20 protein-coding genes are annotated in these 22,666 nt (G+C 42.8%); 13 read left to right on the forward strand and 7 right to left on the reverse strand.

Annotated features, from left to right (window positions below; genetic code table 11):
• Positions 1-59: 59 nt before the first annotated feature.
• Genes D6V41_RS07850 through D6V41_RS07860 form a run of 3 tightly spaced genes read left to right on the forward strand, consistent with a single transcriptional unit; the run spans position 60 to position 1,850 of the window.
• On the forward strand, positions 60-638 hold the full coding sequence (locus D6V41_RS07850; protein ID WP_338324241.1) for a DUF3299 domain-containing protein: 579 nt from the start codon (positions 60-62) through the stop codon (positions 636-638).
• Positions 639-641: 3 nt separating this feature from the next.
• Positions 642-1,130 carry a hypothetical protein gene (locus D6V41_RS07855; protein ID WP_136250924.1) on the forward strand — a complete coding sequence of 163 codons (489 nt, stop codon included), beginning with the start codon at positions 642-644 and terminating at the stop codon, positions 1,128-1,130.
• 51 nt (positions 1,131-1,181) lie between these two features.
• On the forward strand, positions 1,182-1,850 hold the full coding sequence (locus D6V41_RS07860; protein WP_136250925.1) for a DUF3299 domain-containing protein: 669 nt from the start codon (positions 1,182-1,184) through the stop codon (positions 1,848-1,850).
• Positions 1,851-1,939: 89 nt separating this feature from the next.
• Here D6V41_RS07860 and D6V41_RS07865 read toward each other — a convergent pair whose 3' ends face one another.
• The 6 genes from D6V41_RS07865 to D6V41_RS07890 form a co-directional block, all read right to left on the reverse strand.
• On the reverse strand, positions 1,940-4,147 hold the full coding sequence (locus D6V41_RS07865; RefSeq protein ID WP_136250926.1) for a M3 family metallopeptidase: 2,208 nt from the start codon (positions 4,145-4,147) through the stop codon (positions 1,940-1,942).
• 69 nt (positions 4,148-4,216) lie between these two features.
• Positions 4,217-4,906 carry a DUF1826 domain-containing protein gene (locus D6V41_RS07870; protein ID WP_241664469.1) on the reverse strand — a complete coding sequence of 230 codons (690 nt, stop codon included), beginning with the start codon at positions 4,904-4,906 and terminating at the stop codon, positions 4,217-4,219.
• A 1-nt stretch (position 4,907) separates the two neighbouring features.
• Complete coding sequence (gene zigA, locus D6V41_RS07875) at positions 4,908-6,116, reverse strand: zinc metallochaperone GTPase ZigA (RefSeq protein ID WP_136250927.1); 1,209 nt, start codon at positions 6,114-6,116, stop codon at positions 4,908-4,910.
• 39 nt (positions 6,117-6,155) lie between these two features.
• On the reverse strand, positions 6,156-6,569 hold the full coding sequence (locus D6V41_RS07880) for a MerC domain-containing protein (RefSeq protein ID WP_241664470.1): 414 nt from the start codon (positions 6,567-6,569) through the stop codon (positions 6,156-6,158).
• A complete protein-coding gene (locus D6V41_RS07885) occupies positions 6,544-7,068 on the reverse strand; it encodes a Fur family transcriptional regulator (protein ID WP_136250929.1) in 525 nt (174 codons plus the stop codon). The genes D6V41_RS07880 and D6V41_RS07885 overlap by 26 nt, the downstream gene beginning before the upstream one ends.
• Positions 7,065-7,625 carry a ZrgA family zinc uptake protein gene (locus D6V41_RS07890; RefSeq protein ID WP_136250930.1) on the reverse strand — a complete coding sequence of 187 codons (561 nt, stop codon included), beginning with the start codon at positions 7,623-7,625 and terminating at the stop codon, positions 7,065-7,067. The genes D6V41_RS07885 and D6V41_RS07890 overlap by 4 nt, the downstream gene beginning before the upstream one ends.
• Positions 7,626-7,741: 116 nt before the next feature.
• Between D6V41_RS07890 and D6V41_RS07895 the strand changes: the two genes are divergently transcribed.
• The 10 genes from D6V41_RS07895 to D6V41_RS07940 all read left to right on the forward strand — a co-directional run bounded on the left by D6V41_RS07895 (position 7,742) and on the right by D6V41_RS07940 (position 20,373).
• Positions 7,742-10,372: a TonB-dependent receptor gene (locus tag D6V41_RS07895; protein WP_136250931.1), complete on the forward strand. Its 2,631-nt coding sequence runs from the start codon at positions 7,742-7,744 to the stop codon at positions 10,370-10,372.
• A 36-nt stretch (positions 10,373-10,408) separates the two neighbouring features.
• Entirely contained in the window at positions 10,409-11,794 is a 1,386-nt protein-coding gene (locus tag D6V41_RS07900; RefSeq protein WP_136250932.1) for a 5-methyltetrahydrofolate--homocysteine methyltransferase, read from the forward strand.
• A 127-nt stretch (positions 11,795-11,921) separates the two neighbouring features.
• Complete coding sequence (locus D6V41_RS18155; protein ID WP_168710985.1) at positions 11,922-13,613, forward strand: HAD family acid phosphatase; 1,692 nt, start codon at positions 11,922-11,924, stop codon at positions 13,611-13,613.
• A gap of 35 nt (positions 13,614-13,648) precedes the next feature.
• Positions 13,649-14,713 (forward strand): CobW family GTP-binding protein, encoded by a 1,065-nt coding sequence (locus D6V41_RS07910; protein WP_136250933.1) that lies wholly within the window; start codon positions 13,649-13,651, stop codon positions 14,711-14,713.
• Between the two features lie 169 nt (positions 14,714-14,882).
• The gene (locus tag D6V41_RS07915) at positions 14,883-15,638 is read left to right on the forward strand and encodes a glycosyltransferase family 2 protein (protein ID WP_241664471.1); all 756 of its coding nucleotides are present in this window, start codon (positions 14,883-14,885) and stop codon (positions 15,636-15,638) included.
• On the forward strand, positions 15,628-16,329 hold the full coding sequence (locus D6V41_RS07920; RefSeq protein ID WP_241664472.1) for a TVP38/TMEM64 family protein: 702 nt from the start codon (positions 15,628-15,630) through the stop codon (positions 16,327-16,329). Before D6V41_RS07915 ends, D6V41_RS07920 begins: the two co-directional genes overlap by 11 nt.
• 14 nt (positions 16,330-16,343) lie before the next feature.
• Positions 16,344-18,071: an ArnT family glycosyltransferase gene (locus tag D6V41_RS07925; protein WP_136250934.1), complete on the forward strand. Its 1,728-nt coding sequence runs from the start codon at positions 16,344-16,346 to the stop codon at positions 18,069-18,071.
• Between the two features lie 146 nt (positions 18,072-18,217).
• Complete coding sequence (locus tag D6V41_RS07930; RefSeq protein WP_136250935.1) at positions 18,218-19,363, forward strand: PQQ-dependent sugar dehydrogenase; 1,146 nt, start codon at positions 18,218-18,220, stop codon at positions 19,361-19,363.
• On the forward strand, positions 19,360-19,569 hold the full coding sequence (locus D6V41_RS07935) for a penicillin-binding protein (protein WP_136250936.1): 210 nt from the start codon (positions 19,360-19,362) through the stop codon (positions 19,567-19,569). Before D6V41_RS07930 ends, D6V41_RS07935 begins: the two co-directional genes overlap by 4 nt.
• An 18-nt stretch (positions 19,570-19,587) precedes the next feature.
• The gene (locus tag D6V41_RS07940; RefSeq protein WP_136250937.1) at positions 19,588-20,373 is read left to right on the forward strand and encodes a DUF748 domain-containing protein; all 786 of its coding nucleotides are present in this window, start codon (positions 19,588-19,590) and stop codon (positions 20,371-20,373) included.
• Positions 20,374-20,432: 59 nt separating this feature from the next.
• On the opposite strand, the gene D6V41_RS07945 is transcribed toward D6V41_RS07940, so the two are convergent.
• On the reverse strand, positions 20,433-22,661 hold the full coding sequence (locus tag D6V41_RS07945) for a hypothetical protein (protein ID WP_136250938.1): 2,229 nt from the start codon (positions 22,659-22,661) through the stop codon (positions 20,433-20,435).
• Positions 22,662-22,666 lie beyond the last annotated feature (5 nt).

Here is a 22,666-nt window from a genome sequence, read left to right on the forward strand (position 1 = left end):
TCTTCTGTGACAAGTAAGTGACAAGTGAGTGACAAGTAAGTGGCAAAGGTAGATTAGAAGTGAAATCAATATTCTTTATTCGCTCGTTAGCATCGGTGTGCTTTTTTCTGATAAGTTCTTTAGCTATGCATGCTGTTGCAAGCGATACAGAATATGCTGAAATTGAGTGGATCCAATTAATGCCTGCTGATGATTTAGAGGCACTTATGAATCCGCCTGAGTTTTTATCTGGCATAGAAGATGGCGCAAGTGACGACAATTTGGAAACTTTAAGCGAACTAGGCAAGACCAATGAAGCCGCAAAACGCTTTGAAGAAGCGCTTACCTCCACTCGCGTGATAGAAGCCTTTGATCAAGCGCGCATTCGTATCCCTGGCTTTATTGTACCCTTGGCATCCAATGAAGCGCAGCGAGTTACCGCGTTTTTTATTGTCCCTTACTTTGGTGCCTGTTTGCATTTGCCACCACCTCCTCCCAATCAAATTATTTATGCAGAGCATCAAACCGGTATTGAACTTAATTCTTTGCAAGATGCATTTTGGTTTGAAGGAACTATCCTGATTGACAATACTGAAAATGAACTTGGTCAGTCTGCATATACAATGCGTTTAGATAAAGCATACATTTACGGGGGTTAAGTGATGAAATTATTACTTCGATGCCGCTCATTAACGACGTTTTTCTCTGCATTTTGCCTGATAGGCTTCTCAGCTTTAGTCAGTGCGTGTGAGTACCACGACACAATGGGTTTTGGCGCGTTTAATCATGGTATGGGCTTTAGGTCCTCTCATCCATTGGCGCAAAATAACTTACCAGCTCGAAAAACGCCGCAAGTCACCATAGAGTATGACAAACCGGTACGGGGCCGCGCCGGACAGGACCAAAGCATTATAATCAATTATCATTTGCCCCCCGAATTTGAAGACGCCTATCTTCGATTTACAGCGGGAGAAGGTATAGAAGTTAATGCCCAGGAAAGCATTTCGATTGATAGTCTTACCGGAGAATATGCGCTTGAATATCTTGCGAAGGAAGAGGGAAAAAGGCACGTTCTTGTATTGATAGATGCAATGAAAGACAAACTGCCTTACTCCAGAGTTTATCGCATCGATCTCGCCATTGAAAATTGATAATTATTTGAATGCTTTGAAGATAAATTCCTGAATGAGTAAGGCATTTTTATGAAGGCAGCTATCAAGGCCATACTGTTATTGATCGCGTGCATAGCCCTTGGTATTGGTATCGGATTTGCAATTTTCAATAACAAAGGTGTACTTCTGCAATGGTTCATGTTCAAACCCACTTTGTATGAAACGCAAAACGATGCTTTGGTAAAGCGCTTTGAATCCTCTTCAATGATCCAGCTTGAGTGGTCACAGCTTTTACCTCAAGAAGAAAAATCGATTTTGAAAAAGTATCAGCAAAATCAAGCAGGCACGCCAAAAGAGTTCGCTGACAACCTACTCTTGTCTTTACAGGCCAGCACTGACGAAGATTACAGTTCAGCTATGATATCAACAAACAGTGTTGATACTTTCGATAACAAACCTGTATCTATAGCTGGTTTTATTGTACCCATTGATTATGCTGAAGATAAAAGTTTGAGCAACATTTTTATTGTGCCTTACTTTGGAGCCTGCCTGCATTTTCCGCCACCGCCGCCTAATCAAATTATCTTTGCGCAATTAGGCGCGGGGTTTACCGATTTCGAATTAACCCAGGCTTATCGTCTGCGCGGCGTGTTGCGAAGAGGCTTGTTTGAGGACCCATTGGGCACATCTGCCTATATTTTGGATGTCGTTTCTATAGAGCCGTATTATGAAAATCCTGATGATTTCAGGCAGCATTAACGAAATAAATTAATAAAAAAGCCTGCAAATTTTTTGCAGGCTTGGTTTTTTCGGGCTATTTTGATTTTAATACAGCAGCCCTCTGTTTCTTAATCCTCTATTTCTAGCCCTCTGTTTCTAAGCCCTCTGTTTCTAAGTAATGCGTCAGTAGAGGGTTCTCGTCCTCTAAAGCCGATGTAGGCATCAAGATAATTCATTGTATCGCCAGTGCTGAATACAAACTCATGCAAACGTCGCGCAGTCTCTTCATCGAAAATGTTGTCGGCTTCAAGAAAAGCGTCAAATCCGTCCGCATCTAATATTTCGGACCACATGTAAGCGTAATAGGCAGATGAATATCCGCCCGCAAAAATATGTCCGAAATGGGTACTTCTGTGACGCATGATAATTTCTTCAGGTTTGCCGTACTCACTCAAGACTTTATCTTCAAATGCACGCACATCCAGGTTCTCGACCGAGGTCAGCTGGTGATATGCCATATCAACGAGCGCTGATGCAGTAAACTCGATTGTTGCAAAACCCTGATTGAAGGTGCTTGCTTCCTGTATGCGTTGTATGAGTGATTCTGGCATGGCTTCGTTAGTTTGATAATGACGAGCAAAACGCTGCAGCATTTCAGGTTGCGCAATAAAATGCTCGTAAATTTGTGCGGGAAATTCTACCCAGTCCCGAGGAACGTTTGTCCCGGAGAGCGTAGGATAAGTGACATCAGATAACAATCCATGCAACGCATGCCCAAACTCATGAAACAGCGTCACTGCGTCACTAAAGCTCATTAATGTTGGCTGGCCTTCTGCCGGCTGGTTCAAATTCATGTTATTAAGAATAAGAGGGATATTACTGCCATCGAGCTTTTGCTGTACTCTAAATGCGCTCATCCAGGCGCCAGAGCGCTTGGTGTCGCGCGCGTAATAATCTCCAAAGAACAAACCGATGGTTTGCCCTTCCGCGTTATTCACTTCCCACACTCGAACAACAGGATTGTAAACTGGAATATCAAAACGTTCTTTAAAACTCAGGCCAAATAATTTATTTGCTACGAAAAACTGCGCGTCAATCATGTTATTTAATTCAAAATACTGACTGATTTCGGCCTCATCTAAATTATATCTGGACTTGCGTACTTTCTCAGCATAAAAGCGCCAATCCCATGGAGCAAGATCATAACCAGCACCTTCTTCTTTCATGAGCGCTTGTATCCATGATTTTTCCTGTTCAGCTTTCACCTTTGCTGGCTCCCATACTTTTAATAGCAAATTCATAGCAGCCTCGGGGCTACTTGCCATAGCGTTGGATAACACATAATCGGAATGATGCTCAAACCCCAGTAATTGAGCACGTTCTGCTCTTAAGGCGACTATCTGTTGTATTATTGCTTTATTATCAAACTCATTGTCGTTGTCACCTCTATTAGCCCAAGCTTTAAACGCCTGTTCTCGTAGGTCACGACGCTCAGAAAACTGCAGAAACGGTTCGACACTGGAACGTTGTAAAGTGATCACGTATTTATCATCAAGTCCTCTGGAAGATGCCTGAGCAGAAGCTGCATCAATCAGAGTTTGTGGCAAACCGGCCAAATCTTTTTCTTCTAATATCAGCGTAAATTCGCGGGTATCATTTAAAACATTCTGGCCAAACTCTGTACTTAAGCGAGATAACTCCTCATTAATCGTTGCTAGTTTCGATTTATCTTCAGCTGACAAATTAGCACCAGCGCGCACAAAATCATTGTATATTCGCTCCGTCAATCTGATTTGTTCAGAGTTAAGTCCCGATTCTAAGCGTTCGTCGTAGATTTTTTTAATCCGTGCAAACAGTTGCTCATTTAATAAAATTTCATTGCCATGGCGGGCGAGCATTGGAGAAACTGAGCGCTGAATGCTTTGCATTTGTTCGTCAGATTCAGTGTTTGCCAAATTGAAAAAAACGCGGCTTACTCTATCCAAATGGCTACCAGAACGTTCCATTTGCGCAATCGTATTGTCAAATGAGGCAATACTATCGATAGTCGTAATATTGTTGACTTCACGCTTGTGCATTTCGATGGCACGTTCAAACGCTGGTAAAAAATGTTCTGTACTTATTTTTGAAAATGGAGGCGTGTTAAACGGAGTATCCCACGTCATGAAAAAAGGGTTTTCACCCTGATTGCTTTTATCAGTTTCGGCTGTAACTGAGGTCTGGCCTGTCAGACTTTTCTCATTTTCGCTTTGCTCAGGTTGTGAACATCCCGCCAGCGTTAATAAAAAACCTATCGCAACAAGACCAAAAAATTGCTTTGCATGTTTATTCGTCATTGAAAGACCTTAATTAGTGATTATTTATTTTTAGTTTTTTTAAATTAAATCGTGTCAGTTTAGTTTGCGTCAATTGATGATATCGAGAGTCATAACTAATCGTCGCTCTTCAGCCTCAAGCGGAGGCGAGCGATGCACTAAAGCACCACCTTCATTTCCTTCCCATAATTCACCTTTTAACAAGGCGACATCACCGGTACTTAGTTGTTGAATATCGCTTTGCTTATTATACAAACCCGATATTTCATCCGGTAAACCGGCACTTCCGGCGCCAAGTTTTACCCGATTTACTTTATCATGGGCGAGCCATTGCGTGCCTTTTCCGCAAAATGTGGTAATTAGTCGGCAGGGAACGCGATCAATATGAAAACGCGGGCACATTGCTTTTTTTTGAACGCCAAGTCGTAAACCTGCCTTTTTTAAATCAAAGAGAACGCAAAACATATCAATGACTTCATGAATATGTTGGCGAAGCGCTTCTCCATAGTTTTTGTTCCTGGCAATGTGTGAAATATCGTTCTCAATATTATTTGCGCCTACCAGTAAAACACTATCTAAAAAATTATGCTCAATAATATCTTTTTTTATAGATTGAACGAGCGATTTACAGAGCTTTCGTTGCCATACCGTCATATTACAATTGTCTTTATAAATTTCGGTTAGCACATTTAGATCGTTTCCAAAGCTAACCATTCGCTCTAGCGGAATTCGAACATCTGCCGAACTTTGAATAGTGTCTATTGCCCTTGCCACATTCATTTTACTGTTCCCATAATGGAAAAGGGTCTGTAAAGGTTTTCCAGTGAGTTTGCCCTTTCATAAGATCTTGTTCGCTTAACAAGCATTCATCTAATGCATTCCGAATGGCTTGTTCATCAAGATTCTGACCAATGAAAACGAGCTCCTGGTGCATATCACCGAAAGGCTCTTTCCATTGCTTTTCTATTGATTTAAGGTATTCAGGGTCGCATGGCCATTCAGATTTGGGGACGGCCAGCCAGAACATACCTGCATAGCCATAATGCGCAATACCTCCAGCCTGACTCCACTGTCCCGCAAACTGAGGCCGACTGGCCAACCAAAAGTAACCCTTTGACCTTAACAATTTTCCGTACTTAGCAGTATTATGAAAAAACTGATAGATTTTTTCGGGGTAGAAAGGGCGCCTTGCCGCGTATGAGAAGCTAGCGATACCATATTCTTGTGTTTCTGGTACGTGTTCGCCGCGCATTTCTTTCAACCATCCTGGGGCAAGCTGCGCCTTTTGAAAGTCGAATAGTCCTGTACCTAAAATAAGACTTGTATCAACGTGCCCATGCTGAATAGGCACAATTTTGGCGCTTGTATTTAGTGATCGCAGTATTGCCTGTAAACTCGCTAACTGCGTGTTGCTTATCAAGTCTGTTTTGCTAATTAATATTACATCTGCAAACTCGACTTGATCTATGAGTAAGTCTGCGACTGTGCGCTCATCGTCTTCCCGCAAAGATTCACCTGTTTCAGACAAATATTTTGCCTGTTCATAATCTTTGGCAAAATTTACCGCATCAACTACGGTGACCATGGTATCCAATTGAGCGACGTCACTTAGTGAAACACCGTCTTCATCAGCAAACGTGAAGGTTTCAGCAACCGGTAAAGGTTCAGAAATTCCCGTCGATTCAATGAGACAATAATCAAATGTACCAGTGTTTGCGAGCTTTCTTACTTCATTTAGCAAATCCTCTCGCAAAGTACAGCAGATACATCCGTTACTCATTTCAACGAGCTTTTCTTCGCTATGATTAAGTGACACATCACTTTTAATCAAAGCCGCATCAATATTAATGTCGCTCATGTCGTTAACGATAACTGCAACTTTTTTACCTTGACGATTGTTTAATACATGGCTAAGTACAGTTGTTTTTCCTGCGCCCAAGAAGCCCGATAAAACAGTAACAGGAAGTTTTTTTGCGCAACTAGTGGTCATGCGGAAATTTACCTTTGATAAGCTCTAAATAATGACAAATTACAAACTGGGTTCTGACAAATTGCGACATACTCTGACGCGTCTTAAGCGAAGATTACGAAGATGACCAACTGCAATAAGAATCGAGCCAAAAAGCGTCAGTCCAACTTCACCTTTTTCTCCCAAATAATCGTGCCCGAAAAGAGCCGCTGCGATGAGCATCAGCATGCCCAGTGCGCTAACAAAGAAAACACTCGTGCGTTTATGGTGAAGAAAGCCGGAAATCAAGGCAAAAATACTGATAGGAATGACTATGAACACTAACCATAGATGAAAGCGCTCATCATCAAGGACAAGTAGACCCGAAATAGAGGGTAAGGCTAGCAAAACAAGGGGAAGCGCAATGCAATGTAAAACACAGACAAATGAAAGGGCTACCGCTGTTTTATCACTCGAATCTAATAGTTTTTTCAACTTGCACTCCTTTTTGGTTAGCATTAAAAGTAGGCTCACAATTAGTGCACAAGCCTTTTAATTCAATTTTTGAATCAATTACCTTGAACTGAGGTGAGTCAGCGATTTTTTTCATCTGATGCATGAGGCTATAAGGAACAGATAGTTCACTTACATCTTCGCAATTCACACAAATAACAAAAATGGGAAAGTAGTAACTCGCTGAATTGGCAACTCGTTTATCGCTTTGAGCAGATGCGATAAATTTGTTGATCGTTTCGAGACGATAAGCCAATTCCATTTCAATCAAAAAGTCGAGAATGCGATAAACGGAGGTTGCGATAATCTTTCTTGAAAAACGCGAGTTGTACAATTTTGTCAATTCATATGCAGATAAGGCACGCTCCGCACTCAGTAATACGTCATACACTTTCCTGCGTTGTTGAGTAAGCCGCACTTTATTGGTATTACACCTGTTTTTAAGATAGGTTAGCGCTTCTGCGTTAAATGAACGTGTCATGACCCTAGTCTCAAGGTAGTTGATGATGCAGTCAGCATCGTTGAACCCTGGCCCTGATTCGTTATCCACTGCGCGTTCAGTTTTTCAAGAGACTTGGCCCACTCGAATACTTTAATATTGATTAATTCAACTTCGCTTTCACATGCATAAACATAGGTGATGCTTACGTCTTTGTGAGCGTGCTCATCTTCATGCTTGTGGTCGTGATCATGCTTGTGCTCATGCATGTAACTATCGTGGCTGGCATGCTCATGAGAAGGGTGCATATCGTCAAGTGAATGTTGCACCGATATCAGCGAACAAGTCTCAGACAAAGAAAGAACTTCACTTACATTCTCAATTTTTTTAATAAGTGCATCTATGCTGTTTTTCTGTTGTGCTGTTTCGGCGACATGTTCAAAACCAAGGAGATCAGCCATAGGAATTACAAATTCCAACTGCCAATCCTGACCATCCTGAGCAATGAGCAACTTCCCTTGACCATGCACATGTTGGTTTGTTGCTAAAAGCTTAAGACTAAATACAGAAAGCGCGATCAGTAAAACGAGTTTAAACATTACACCCTCTTCAACACTTTATTTTGCGTTTTTAAATTCATCACTTGATGAAATGATATACTATAACATATCATAGAGACAGAAAGTTAAATTGTAAATCAAAATTGAGGGAGCAAATGAGAAAACTATCTAAAGTTGCTGCACTGGTGTGCACAGTACTCTCCACAAGTGCTATTGCACAATCGCTAGAAGGTGTAGTGATTGGCACAGATGGCAAACCTGTGGCAAAAGCGAATGTTGAAATTCATGGTTTAGGCTTAAAAACGCGCACAGACGAAAATGGTCAATTTGAGTTTTCACAGATAAGCGAGGGTGCGACTGAATTGCACATAAGTGCTACCGGTTTTGCACATCTTCACGAAGACTTGAGCGTGCCATCATCAGGATTAAGTGGCTTAAGTTTTACCCTTAAGCGCTCGCCGATTGAAGTCATCGATATTGTTTCAACACCCATTCATATGTCGTCGATGGAGTCATCAATTCCAATTAGCGTACTAAGTGGTGAAGCGCTTCGCCGGCAGCAAAGCGCAACTTTGGGCGATTCTCTTGAAAAGTTAGCAGGTGTGCACACTAACTTTCATGCCAAGGTGTCTAGCACGCCCGTAATCAGGGGGTTGAGCGGCCCGCGCGTGCTTATTGCGCAAAACGGCATGGACGTAAGTGACGTATCGCGAGTGGGGCCAGATCACGCTGTTGCCAGTGAAGCCTCTACTGCAACGCAAATTGAAGTGCTGCGCGGTCCAGCTACCCTATTTTACGGCAGCGGTGCCATTGGTGGTGTTGTGAATGTGGTAGACAATCGCGTGCCTACTGATAATGAAACGCGCGGCGAGTTTTTGCTTGAGACCAGTTCAGTCGACAATCAAAAGCTTGGGTCTTTCAATGTCACCACCGGCTTTGACAACTTTGCATTTTATGCAGACGGCTTTTATCGCGATTCAGACGATTATGAAGTACCGGTTATGCCGGAGTTAGAAGACGCTGATCATGACCATGAACATGATGAAGACCACGAGCATGAACACGAGCATTCGGGCGATTTTGTTGTAGAGAACAGCGCAGAAGAATCTTATGGCTTTACGGTAGGTGGTAGTTACTTGCTCGACAACGGTTTTATCGGCGTTTCGGTAGAGCAGTTTAATCGCGAGTACGGCATTCCCGGGCATTCCCATGGTGATGAAGGCCATGGTGATCATTCTCATGGAGACAGTCACGACCATGGTGATGATCACGACCATGGAGATGAACACAGCGAAGAGCATTCAGAAGATGTTTTTGCTGATTTGGAGCAGACACGCGTGCAAATGCTCGGTGAGTTTAGCTTCGACAACGCATTTTTAAGCGAAATAAATTTACGCGCAGGCTATACAGATTACGAACATTCGGAAATAGAACACGGGATGGTAGGAACGGTATTCGCTAACGAAACCTATGAACTACGCATCGACGCCCTTCATCAACCTTTTTATGAGTGGCGCGGTGGCCTATCCTTTCATTACAAAAACACTGATATAGAAGCGCAAGGAAGTGAGGCATTTACGCCACCATCCAGCACAGAGATGTTTGGTGTTGCTTTAATTGAAGAGCGTCATTTTGGCGATGTGTTAGTACAATTAGGCGCACGTATTGAACGCGTTACCATGGATGCGAGCAATGTAAGACTGCCCATGATTGATGCGCATTCTCATGATGATGAGCACGATCACGAACATGACCACGACCACGAGCATGACCATGACCATGGCAGCGAAGTTGAGATTACGCGTGTATTTACTGCCGATCATGAATTTACCCCAGTGACTTTAAGTGCAGGTGCAGTTTGGGATTTTGCTCCAGGTTATAATCTTGGATTGTCAGTTTCCCGATCTGAGCGTGCTCCATCTGCTTCCGAATTGCTTTCATTTGGTCCGCATATTGGCACACGTACTTATGAAGTAGGTGCTTTGTTTGCGCTTACTCATGATGACGCTGGACATGAGGGCCATGATCATGACCACGACCACAGCTATGAAGGAGAAGGACCGGCAATTGGTTTGACTCAAGAAGTCATCGACCTTGAAACGGCTAATAACATTGATTTGACCTTTCGTAAAACCGAAGGCGATGTCGGCTTTATTTTTAATGCCTTTTACAACAGCGTAGACAATTACTACTACCAGGTAAATACGGGTTTATTCGCTGACGATGGACACGATCACGGAAGCCACGATCACGGTGGTCATGACCACGGCTCACACGACCATGACTCTCAAGATGAAGGCGATGCTCACGAGCACGAGGGAGAGTTGCCGGTATTTTTATTCAGAACCGATGATGTGATTTTGCACGGATTTGAAGCACAGGTTGCCTGGCAAGTAACGGATACCTTTAAAGCGAATGTATTTGCAGATTATGTCAGAGCAAGACTTAAAGACTCTGACAACGGTTCTCGTGACTTGCCGCGCACACCACCACTCAGATTTGGCACTCAATTTAGCTATCAGAACGAGAGTTTAAGTGCACATCTAGATATTACACGCTATCAGACCCAAGACAGGATTGCTGATTTTGAAACAGAAACTGACGGATACACCCTTGTTGATGCAAGCATTGCTTACGACTTGCCTATTTTAAATGACAACATCACGGTCTATCTGAAAGGCAATAACCTGACCGACACTGAAGCGAGAGTGCACACGTCATTTTTAAAAGACATTGCACCGCGTCCGGGACGCAATCTAAGCATCGGCGTTAGAGGCTATTTCTAATCGCGCTAACCAAATTAAAATAAAAGGAACCTATTAATGAATAATTTAAAAACACTTAGCTTACTTACATTGGCCGTCAGCGCGACCTTGTTAACGGGCTGTGGTGATGCGGAAACAACCATTATTGAACGAGAGCCAATTATTGAGCAACCGCCCAGCGATGGCGGTGGAGACGGCGGCGGTGGTAATGACTTTTTGATTGAAAGTATGGGGCGCCTTGCAGTCAGCTCATCGCAAAGCAACAGCGTGTCGATGATTGACTTGGATGACGGAGCTTTGCTAGATACCTTTACCTTAAGTAATGATGGCAGCCGAGTGTATCCTTCGGCATCCTACCGCTACGCAGTGGTTGTTGCGCGAAACGCCGATATGGTCGAGTTTATCGATGGCGGTTTATGGAGAGAAGACCATGTAGGTCATTTACACGATTATGAGCAAGCACCACAAATGAGTGACTATACGCTTAGCGGCTCTCAACCCACGCACTTTGTCAATCATGACGGACAGTCAGCGATTTTCTATGACGGTGATTCTGCAGCCGGAACGCCTGCTTCTGTGCATGTGATTTCTGATATGGACATAACGAATGAAAACGACAGCCCAGCAAGTTTGATGTATACCATAAATATGCATGGAGCGGCCGAGCCACGGGGTGAATATTTACTGTCAAGCATTCGCAGAGATGATGCTGAAAGTACCTCAGGAAATAAAATCTTGCCTGACCAGGTAGGTGTTTATCATCTTCACGATGGTGAATATGAATTAGAGCAAACGTTTGACATGGCTTGCCCAGACTTACATGGCGCTGCACAAAACCATGATTTTGTGCTATTTGGCTGTGGCGACGGGGTTTTAGTTGCACATGAGCACGATGGTGAATTTGAATCAAGCAAGATTGCTAATATTGATGCGATAGATGGTTTACGTATCGGCAGTATTTATGGGCATCATGATGCAGAAGCTTTTATTGGAATTGCCAGCAATCGCGCCACTGGCGAAGTTATTGTGCTAAGTATTGATCCTGAAGCAAGCACAATGGAAGTGATTGATTGGCAAGCGCAGGAAGGTGCCAGCCCAATTGCCTATGCATTTAGCTACGATGGTGAACATGCTTTAATATTGGATAGTTTAGGGAATCTGAGTATTTTATCAGCGCACCTGCATAGCGGAGTAAATGAGTTTGAATTTGAAGGCAGAGTAGAACTAAGCGATGAAGATCTTAGCAGCATGCCTGAAGGCGTTTCTTTTAGCATGACGGTTGCCCAAAATGGTGGGTATGCCTTTGTTGCTGACCCCATTGCTCAACACGTATTAATGGTACATATTGAGGATATGGAAGTGGAAGGTGATTTTGAGCTTGATTTTATACCTGCAAACGTAACTTGGTTAGGAATTGCTGAGGAAGCACACGATCACCCCTAATAACATTTAACACGGAATGCCTTGGCGACTGCTCTTAAAACAGATTGTTTTAATCGACAGGCCAAGGCATTTTTTTATTAGTAGATATGTCACAATATCAGTGTGTAGAACATTTTTGAGAGAAACCATGTTGAGTAAGTTAAACCTTTCTAAACCTTTTTTGTGCGGTCTTTTCAGTCTTAGTCTGCTGGCTTGTGCCAACACTGATGTGGTTCAGCGCAGTGACAACGTGTCTGACAATACGTTTGAATCGGCGCTTGAGCAAGACGAACAGGCAAAGCTGCGCGTGGCAACGTGGAATATTGAGCATCTTGCGTATCCAATTGATAGCGGTTGTAAGCCCAGAACGCAAAGCGAGATTGATGCGATGCGTTCTTACTTGGAGCGAGTCGATGCAGATATTTATGCCTTGCAGGAGGTTGCATCAAAAGCAGCTGTGCACATGTTATTTCCTGAGCAGCAATGGCAAGTATTTATGTCTGAGCGAGAGGACAGCGAGCCCTACATTTGTCGCGAATCGGGTCGAACATCTACGCAACAAAAAGTCGCTTACGCTGTGCGCAAAGGATTGAAGATAAATAAGCTTGAAAGCCTGCCTGAATTTGGTTTGGACATGCCTGGGCTACGTTATGGTTTGGAAATAAACATCAATACTGATTTTGGCGATATTTCTTTACTCAACGTGCATATGAAAAGCGGCTGCTTTGTTGATAACTATAGCCGTGCAGAATCCGACGCATGCAAGGTGTTTGCTCAGCAAGCGCCAATTTTAGATAAGTGGATAGAAGAAAAAGAGCGCGAAGATCAAGCTTATATGGTTTTAGGTGACTTTAACCATCGTTTGAGCGCGCCATATAATCACTTAACACAACAACTATTTACCAATACCGATGGCTCGGCTTCCAGCTTAAAAAACACTACTGCGGATCTTATCGGTTGTCATCCATATTATCCTGCACCTATTGACCTAATCTTTCTAGGTGGTATGCAAGATACGATTTTGCACCACAAAATGCTAGCCCATAATTTTGATGATATGCGGGTTGAAGCGATGTTGAGTGACCATTGTGCAGTGTCTGTAGATCTTGTCCTTGACAGCATAACTGGCCAAGAAACGGTGCAAGAGTATGCACTATCGAACGCAGTTAAATGGCAAACCAGCAGCAAAGAATATGCCTTTTTAACGCAGGCGATTTATCAGCAAGCAATTAAGGCAATCAATAGCAAAAATTTGAACACTGAAAACTGGGTAGTGGTTATGGATGTAGATGAAACCATCCTCGACAATAGCCCTTATCAGGTAAACCTCGATAATACAGGTCGCCAATATTCACCAGAGACTTGGGCGCAATGGGTAAAGCAAGAAGAAGCAGAGTTAGTGCCTGGGGTTAAAGGTTTTATTGAAACAGTACTTAACAAGGGCGGCAAACTTGCCTTTATTACGAATCGTGACAAAACATTGGATGCGCATACCTGGCAAAATCTTCTATCCCGGAATTTACCTATTACCCCTAAAAATACCTGTCTGATAGGTCGTTCAGTGCAGGACACAGCGGCGATAGATAGTGTTGAAATCCTCAACGATAAAGACTTACGTCGCATGCAGGTGCAAACAGGAACAGCAGAGTGTTATCGACCCGCATCCGCTTCTGCAAGCATGAGCCAATGGGATTTACCCTCACAAATTGTAATGGAGGTAGGCGACAATATTGAAGACTTTAGCAAAACAACACAAGAAGAGGCTGATGCGTACTCACTTTCAAAGCAATGGCCAGAACGATTAATTTTACTGCCTAATCCAATGTATGGTTCTTGGTAAGTTTAGCAAGATTTAATGCCAGTGAGTGTTTACGGATGCAAATAATCAAGGCCGTCCCAACCAATATCATTACTGGCGCATTAGGTGCCGGTAAAACGACCTTTATTAAAGCGCTTTTGCTCACCAAGCCAAAGCATGAGCGCTGGGCAGTTTTAGTCAATGAGTTTGGTGAGATAGGGATAGATGGTGCTTTATTAAACGCTAGCGTGAGCAAAGACGCTGAAGATAAACAAGCAATATTCATCCGTGAAATTCCTGGAGGCTGTATGTGCTGCGCCTCAGGACTGCCCATGCAAATAGCTTTAAACCAACTGCTTGCACAGGCAAAACCTCATAGGTTACTGGTAGAGCCAACAGGGCTGGGCCACCCTAAAGAAGTGATTGACGTATTTACAAGTAAATATTATCAAGATGTGATTGCGCTTAAGACAACCTTTTGTTTAAGCGATGCGCGTAAATTACAAGACGCTAGATGGCGCAATCACCCCACTTTCAAAGAACAGTTTGAAATTGCAGATCACATCATGGCGACAAAAGCCGACCTATACAATTCTGAAGACGAAGTAGTTTTGCGCAACTATTTAAGCGAAATTGGCCTTGAAAAAACAGCTCTTAGTATTGCAAACCATGGTGTCATTGATACGGACATTGGCGCACTGCTCTCACAAAACAGTCGTTATCGTTTAGGCAAAAATGCACATCATCTGGCGCAAACTCGAAATCAAGGTCAAATTACAAAGCAGCAACTCTCAGGCGATGAAGCTTTATTAGATGAACCTATCTCGAGTAGCCAGGTTGTGTACAAACAAAATGAGAGTGAAGGTTTTTATACGATTGGCTGGATTTGGCCGGCTAGCTATTGCTTTGAATACCGCAGTTTAACGCGCATTTTGAACGCTATAAATGCAATTAGAGTTAAAGCAGTGATGATTACAAATGAGGGGATCTTTAACTTTAACTGCCAAGGAAGTGAAGCCTGCATCTTTGAATGCGATGAAGCTATGGACTCTCGTCTTGAAATTATTCTAAATAGAAAATCAGACATCTCTCAAACAAAATCCAAAATCGAAACAATTATTAATACGCAAAATAGCTTATAAATTTGAGCTCTGAAAACGGCTACTAAGGCAATGCGCCTGCCGAGCCACGCAAAAATTAAATTAATTTCGTGCATTTAAACATTCAGTCTCATGGACTTTCTTCAGGTTCTCTTAAGTTTCATAACATATGATTTGAAATATCAAGATGGTTTTTTTAAGAGTCTCATTAATGTCATTTGAGATAAATTACAGCATTGTCATACCTGCCAAAAACGAAGCTGAAAATATTCGCACATTGGTGGATGAGATTTTTCTGCAATTTTCTGAATCAGATGACTTTGAAATAGTTTACGTTGACGATGGAAGTAGCGATAACACCTCTGAAATTATTAAACAAGTTAGTGCTAACTACCCGGGGAAAATCGTGCTTGCAAGACATGATATATGCGCCGGGCAGAGCACAGCAATTTACACTGGAGTTTGCGCCGCCGCTGGTCGCTTAATCATAACGCTTGATGCTGACGGGCAAAACAACCCGGCTGATATTCCCAAATTGTTGAAGAGAGCCAGCACCTTTAGCCCCGTACGTGACTTTTGTATCACTGGATTTCGCAAACATAGAAAAGACACTGCTTATAAGCGCTTACAGTCGAAAATAGCAAATAAAGTCAGAGCTTATTTATTAAAAGATGATACGCCAGATACCGGTTGCGGTTTAAAGGTATTTCCAAGACATACCTTTTTAAAATTGCCATATTTTAATCATATGCATCGGTATCTGCCGGCGCTGATAAAGCGCGTCGGTGGATGCGTAGAAATTGTGGAAGTATCTCATCGAGAGAGAAAACGAGGAGAATCCAAATACGGAATGTGGGAGCGTTTATTTGCAGGTATCATTGATTTGCTTGGTGTAATGTGGCTGCAACGTCGCTCAAAAAGTCCAAGTATTGCTGTATATCGCGCGCAGGTACAACATGAAGAATAAGTTTCCCCAAGCGTGGTTTAAAAAGAGCGGAATGCAGTCTACATTTTTATTGTTGATAGCCTGTCTGATTTTTACTTTTCTGTTCCATTACAGTTCGCTCTTAGCAAGCTTTGATGAACAGTGGATAGATCGTGACATTCGACCAGGTGGATACTACGGCCCGCTTTATTTCTTGTTTATCTCAAGCTTGCTTACTGCGGTTGGTGCGCCGCGACAGATTGTCGCGTTTTTGGCAGGCTATGCGTTTGGAGTTGCGTTTGGTTTTTTATTGGCGCTGTTAGCCAGCTTGTTTGGATGCATTTTGTCATTTTACAGTGCCAAGCAAATTTTTAGGCCTGTTCTTTCAAGGTATCATTTTAAGACTATCGAAAAAGTAACTCGCTTTTTAAATGTTCATACAACTCGCAAAACGATTGTATTGCGGCTATTACCGGTGGGCAGCAATGTATTGACCAATGTGGCTGCTGGTATAACTGATGTGCGCCCGAGCGCATTTTTTATAGGCTCTGTCGTAGGTTATATTCCACAGACGCTGATTTTTGCATTGCTGGGTAAAGGGCTGTTAGTGGGCTCTTACTATAAAATTATGATGAGCGCATTTTTGCTAGTGGTTTCCACTATTGTCAGTTGGCGACTTTATCAACAGCATAAACAAGAGCGGGCCAAGCTACAGTGCGCATGCTCTAATTGATTGTGAGTCAAAACATGGCAATGATACAGCAGCGCTTGTTATTGAGCATTACCGCATCCAGTCTGCCACTGTTTATGGTTGCCAGCTTACTTATTTTTAGCGGTATTGGTTTAAGAGATCCATGGCCTGCAGATGAACCAAGGTTTGCGCTGATCGCCAAAGACATGGTGGAAACCGGGCAATGGTTCTTTCCCTCAAGAGCAGGTGAACTTTATCCAGACAAGCCGCCTTTATTTATGTGGGCAATTGCCATTTTTTATTGGTTAACTTCCAATTTGCGTATCGCCTTTTTGCTGCCGTCCGCGATAGCAGCACTGATTACTATTGCATTGACTTACGATATTGCCAAACGCATGTGGAATAAAAAAGTAGGTCTGATAGCAGGCTGGATGCTCTTGTTCAGCTTTCAGTTTTTATTACAGGCTAAAACCGCTCAAATCGACGCAGTCGTTTGCGCATTCATGACCTTTGCCTGCTATGGCTTATTGCGTTTTCTCGTGCTTAAAGACACTTATCGATGGTACGCGAGCGCATGGTTTTTTATGGGGCTTGGAGTCATTACAAAAGGCGTTGGGTTTTTACCTCTGTTGATGCTTATTCCTTATATTTGGTATGGTCATAAAGCGCCTAAGTCCAATCAATGCTTTCAAATCTCTGCCATAAAATGGGCGACGGGTCCTTTATTTATGCTAGCCGCGATATCTATATGGTTAATTCCAATGCTAGTGCTTGTAAGCTTATCTGACAGCATTGCCCATGAAGCCTATCGCGATAACATTTTGTTAAAGCAAACCGTAACCCGCTATGCAGATTCATGGCATCACCTCAAACCATTTTGGTATTATATTACGTCAGTTGCACCATGGTTTTGGTTACCTACAAGTTTCGCTGCAATTTTTGTATACAAAGACTGGCAATTGCATCTTAAAAAGCATGAGCTGCGTGTTTTGTTGCCTCTGGGATACGTGGTGCTAATGCTCCTTTTTTTCAGCCTTTCACCTGGCAAACGAGGAGTATATATTTTGCCTGCCTTGCCAATGTTCGTGCTTGCCGTGGCGCCGTTTTATGCTCGATTTAATAGTCATTCTGCATTCAGGTACGGCCTACTTGTTTTAAGCCTGATAGTCGCTGTCAGTTTGAGCATTTTGGGTTTACTGGGTGCAATGGGAGTTCCATCCGTTTCTTCGCTAACTGGCCAATTAGCTATTCAACCTTGGACTTTTTTGGCTTTAACCGGAATAACAGCGTTGCTTTTTGTTTTGCTAAGCGCTCGAATAAATATCTTACTGGCATGGCCATTAGTGATGTCAGTGATTTGGTTGAGCTATAGCACTTACGGTTACATTTTGCGGAATCCTTACAGCGTGCCTGTGGGTGTTTTAAATCAAATAAAGCAACATGTATCAGCAGAACCTGAGCTTGCGATGATTGATATGTCGGAGCAATTTTTTTTATTTTCTCCCTATACCATGACACATTTTGGCTACCATACGCCGAACGATATCCAGCTTAAATCTGCTTATCAGTGGCTTGAATCAAGTAATCAATACATTCTAATTGAAAAAAAATTAGCAGATGATACCTGTTTTGATACATCTGAAGGGCATGATCTGGGCTTTGCTCATCGAAGACATTGGTTATTGTTGCCAGCTACTTCTAAAAGGCCAGACTTAAATTCTCTGTGTGGACTTCAGGGAAGCAGCGTGAAAATATTTAGCCGAAGCGTACTTCCCAAGTTATAGGCAACTAACGGAACAATCTCATACTGCACACGTAGAAGTGATCGCCATTTTAATTGCAAAGACGGATTCCTTCATCTAGCATCTATGTCATGATCTTTGCTTATGCACTTTAAGTAAAAACAACAACTAATCAAAGAGTAACTGCCATGTTTAAATATTTAAAAACGCCGCTTTCTCTGTTTGTTCTGGCAGGGCTGAGCGTTAGCGCATGTGCGCAAGTAGAGTCTCCTCCAATTGAAGCATCAACCACTGATTCAGCTTACGAATTAGTTAACGTAACTAACGAGGTAGCCATTCCTTGGGGAATGGTCTGGCTAAATGAATCTGAAATGCTGGTAACTGAACGTTCAGGTGAGTTACGCATGATCAGAGACGGCAAGCTGCTTGAACAGAAAATTGCGAACGTACCTGCGGTAGATGCGCGCAATCAAGGTGGTTTGTTAGATATCGAAAAGCATCCAAATTATGATGAAAATGGCTGGCTTTATATCTCTTATTCTGGGTTTGAGGGCGAAGGAGAAGGCAGTAATACTACCTTGATTCGAGCAAAGCTAGATAAAGAGGCGATGGCGCTGACTAATATCGAACAGTTGTTTGAAGCTGCGCCTAATACAGATAATACTCGCCATTTTGGCAGTCGCATAGAGTTTGACGATGAAGGCTTTTTGTATCTTAGCGTGGGTGATCGTGGTGACAGAGATGTGAATCCTCAGCGTCTTGACCGGGATGCCGGCAAGGTTCATCGACTATTAGATGATGGCAGCGTGCCAAGCGATAATCCTTTTGTGTCTCAGGAAAACGCTAATCCAACGATTTATTCTTACGGTCACAGGAATCCTCAGGGCATGGCAATGCATCCTAAAACAGGTGATATCTGGACGCACGAACATGGCCCTCGCGGTGGTGATGAAATTAACCGCATTCAAAAAGCCGTTAATTATGGCTGGCCAGTGATTTCTTATGGCATAAACTACAATGGCACAAGCTTTACCGAGATTACTGCAAAAGAAGGCATGGCACAGCCAGACTGGCAGTGGACACCTTCCATCGCACCTTCTGGAATGGTATTTGTAGACAGTGAGCGTTACCCGCAGTGGAACGGTCATATGATTGTAGGCTCACTCAAATTTGCACAGCTTGTGTTAGTTGAAATGGATGGCAATGAAATCAAAGGACATAGTAAACTGTTTGATGGCATTGGTCGTGTTCGCAGCTTGAGTATGAGTCCTGATGGATTTTTGTACGTGGGTGTTGATGGTAAAGGTATTTACAAAGTGACCCCAAAAGCATGAACGCCGACGATTTGCATGCCCTTAAAATCGCATTTTCATACATGCCCAAAGCAATTGAGGTAAATAAATATGAATATGGTGAAGGGTACAAGAAAATTCTTGAGCATATAGAATTTGTTAGAGGATGCTTGCTTGATAACGGTGTAGACCCTGACGAAGTCGCGGGAGAAATCAATCCTGATAGTACACCTAAATCTTGCTATTAGACCGTTAGGAGAAGGAAGATGAAGAAGTTTTTGATAATAGTGGTAATTTTATTGGCAGTGCTTGCCGGTTTTGTTTGGTATGGATTTAGCAATGTTGATAATTTTATCAAACAGCAAATAGAGCAACAGGGCTCTAAATATTTGGGCACACAAGTTACCGTGTTTGGTGTTGACCTAGCGCTGACAGAAGGCCGCATTACAATAAGCGATCTTGATGTGGAAAACCCGCAAGGCTTTAGCGAGTCAGACGCATTCAGTTTAGAGGCGATCACTTTAGACATTGGTGGCTCAACATCTGAACCTTATGTTGTGCAGGAGGTGACGCTCAAAGCTCCGGAAATTTTGTATGAATTGGATGCAAACGGACAAGGCAACTTGCTTGCGCTGAAAAATAATCTGGAAAAGATGTTGCCAAGCGGATCTGAGCCTGCGCCTGCCCCCGAACCCGGTGCAAACCCGCTGGTTATAGTGGAGCAAGTAAGGGTTGAGGCGGCAAAGTTGATGCTGAATTTTGAAAATCTGCCAACAGGCGGAGTTGAGCTTGAGCAAAAGGCATATGAAGTCACCTTACCCACCTTTACTGCCGGCTCTATCGGAAAGCCAAACGGCATTCCGGCAGATCAGGTTGGCGCAGCGATAGCGCAAGCTATGCTCGATAATGTGATTGAGCAAGCAAAAGAAGAAGCAAAGAAAAAAGTCGCAGAAGAAGCTAAAAAGCGTCTTCAGGAAGAAGTTGACAAGAAAAAAGACGAGTTGATGGATAAGGCAAGCGATAAACTTAAAGGTTTGCTGAACAATAACTAGTTACTTAATCCCGTTTTAAGCATTAAGAAGCTGAGCCAGTTCACACTAGCTCAGCTTTTTTATTCCACATATTCACCTTTTTCGAATCGATTGATGATGCCGCGTGAAGGATGACGACAGGTATCAGGCGCATCTGAAAAATACAGACACTTTGGTATGTTGTCGGCAAAGCTCAATACTACCTCGCCCAAACTGTTCTGCCCCATGGTATTAAACTGGTAAGAGGCTTTTACGCTAAGCGGATAACCTTCATTTGAGGTGCGTATAACCGCGATGTCTGCGACGCTACCCTGATAGTAGCGATTCAACATCCATGCCTGCGCATTTTCCAAGATTAAATCGTCAAGCAATCGACTTAAATTAAGATCATCTGGTGCGAAGTCAATTTTATAAACGGATTGCACGTCTGCCAATGTCATGCCGCTGGGGAGTCTTATACCGCTTTGCCCGTGTATAAATCGTAATAGATTTTCTTCAAAGCGCTTGAGTCCTTTATTGTTGCACTGATTCTGATTAACCAATTTCTCCATGTCATCACCAAGCGATACTTTATCATCCAGTATGCTTTTCCCAGCAAACCAATCCCCTTGCATCGCATCACCGAACATGTCCAAACTTGCGCTTGAAGCTAAACGCTTACTCGTATTGTAAATAACAGGGTCTGCGTACAGTCCGGTGGGTATTTCTACCCAATTCACACAAACCCGGCTTGTTTCAACTCCCCAGCCATCTGTTGTTACTGATTCGGTAGCACATTCCTCCCGAGTGATAGGGACTTTGTTAGCGGGTAGCTCGCTATCACAATAACGTCCGTAAGCATGCATATAATCATTTAAAATTAAGCCTACCGTCAGACTGTCCGAAGACAGGCGTGCGTGATCAAAATCGCCTAAATAGATGGCAGTCAATTCTGATTCATAGTTTAGGTTTTTAGCGCTGAAGTTACGTATGCTAAGTTCTTCTTGGTCCGTTGCCGGTACAAACGCGGTGAGCCGATTAAGTTTACTGGTTTGAGCTTGCTTAAGCTGCTGAGCAACATCACTTGTATAGTCTGCTTTAGCAATTAAGCCAAACAGCACAGTATTTAATTGAGCAAGCGAAGTGGCCGATTCAATATTCTGAAGCGCAGATTGACTAATGCCACGCAATAGTGCAAGTCGTTCGTTTTGTTGCTCATCCAGGTAAGTCTGAACAGCCGGAAACATTCGAAGATTGCCATGCTCGTTCATAAATCTGTCTGAGTGTGCCACCATAGTCTGTAACCGCGTAGTCGCTTGCTCAGCATAAATGAGCGCGGCATCAAGTAAGCGTTTATAGGCTAAAATCAATTGTTCTATAATTTCAGCTTTGCGCGCGTTAAAAATGTTCGCTACTTGCTGCTTTTGTGTATCTGATAAGAGCTCGCTCAAAGGGCGATGGGGACTGTTTTCATTATCAAGTTCGCTCAGTTGATACGTCACGGCCGAAATATCTTCAAACTGTGCAGCATATGAATAAGCAGCTCGACTAAGATGACCTGATATCGCGCTTTGAATAAGCTGACGAGAAATATCTCTGGTTTTTGGCGTGAGCGACTCCTCTCTTCTTGGAAATTGCCCATATTTGGCTCGATCAACGCCGCTGAAAGAGGCTAAGTCAACTAATTGTGATAGCGCTTCAAAATTTGTCAGATCAACATTTGCTAATTTTTCCGACAAAGCGGCTAAAACTGCCTCGTTGTAACGCTCTCTGTTATCTTCGGCTTCATGTGTTTGAATAATCGTGTGCGCTTGCCATGGAGTTTGAGGTAACTGCTTTGCATACTGCGAATATTCAGGTGCACTCAATGCCTTGTTAAAACCGGCATGAGCTTTAGTAAAATCCTGACCTAAGGATGTTAAAGCTTCAAACTCATTCTCTGCATATTGCTTATATTGCTGAAAAGACTGCCAAGTTGTATCGTTTGCTTCTATTTTATGTTGCGACTGCAGATTTTTAGCAATCGCATTGGTTCGTCGATTCAGCTCACTTGCTCGAGGTATAAAATTGCTTTCGATTGAAGCTAGTTTTTTATAGGCGACAACTACATCAGTCTCACTATCAAAATCAAATCCGGCAATCGAGCTTAAGCTTATGATTTGCGCTTTTGCAATTGGAAATTGACTCTGAATTTGCTGCCTATATTGACTAACTTGAGCATTTTCTGCATATGCCCACTGCACGAGACGATGATTGTTCTGAGTGGAATTGCAAGAGCTTAAAAAAAGTGAAGTCACTGCAATACAACTTAATAGGGTAGAAAAGCGCATAACAA

Origin of the sequence: Ningiella ruwaisensis (genome assembly GCF_004798935.1) — a bacterium.
Lineage (GTDB): Bacteria > Pseudomonadota > Gammaproteobacteria > Enterobacterales > Alteromonadaceae > Glaciecola > Glaciecola ruwaisensis.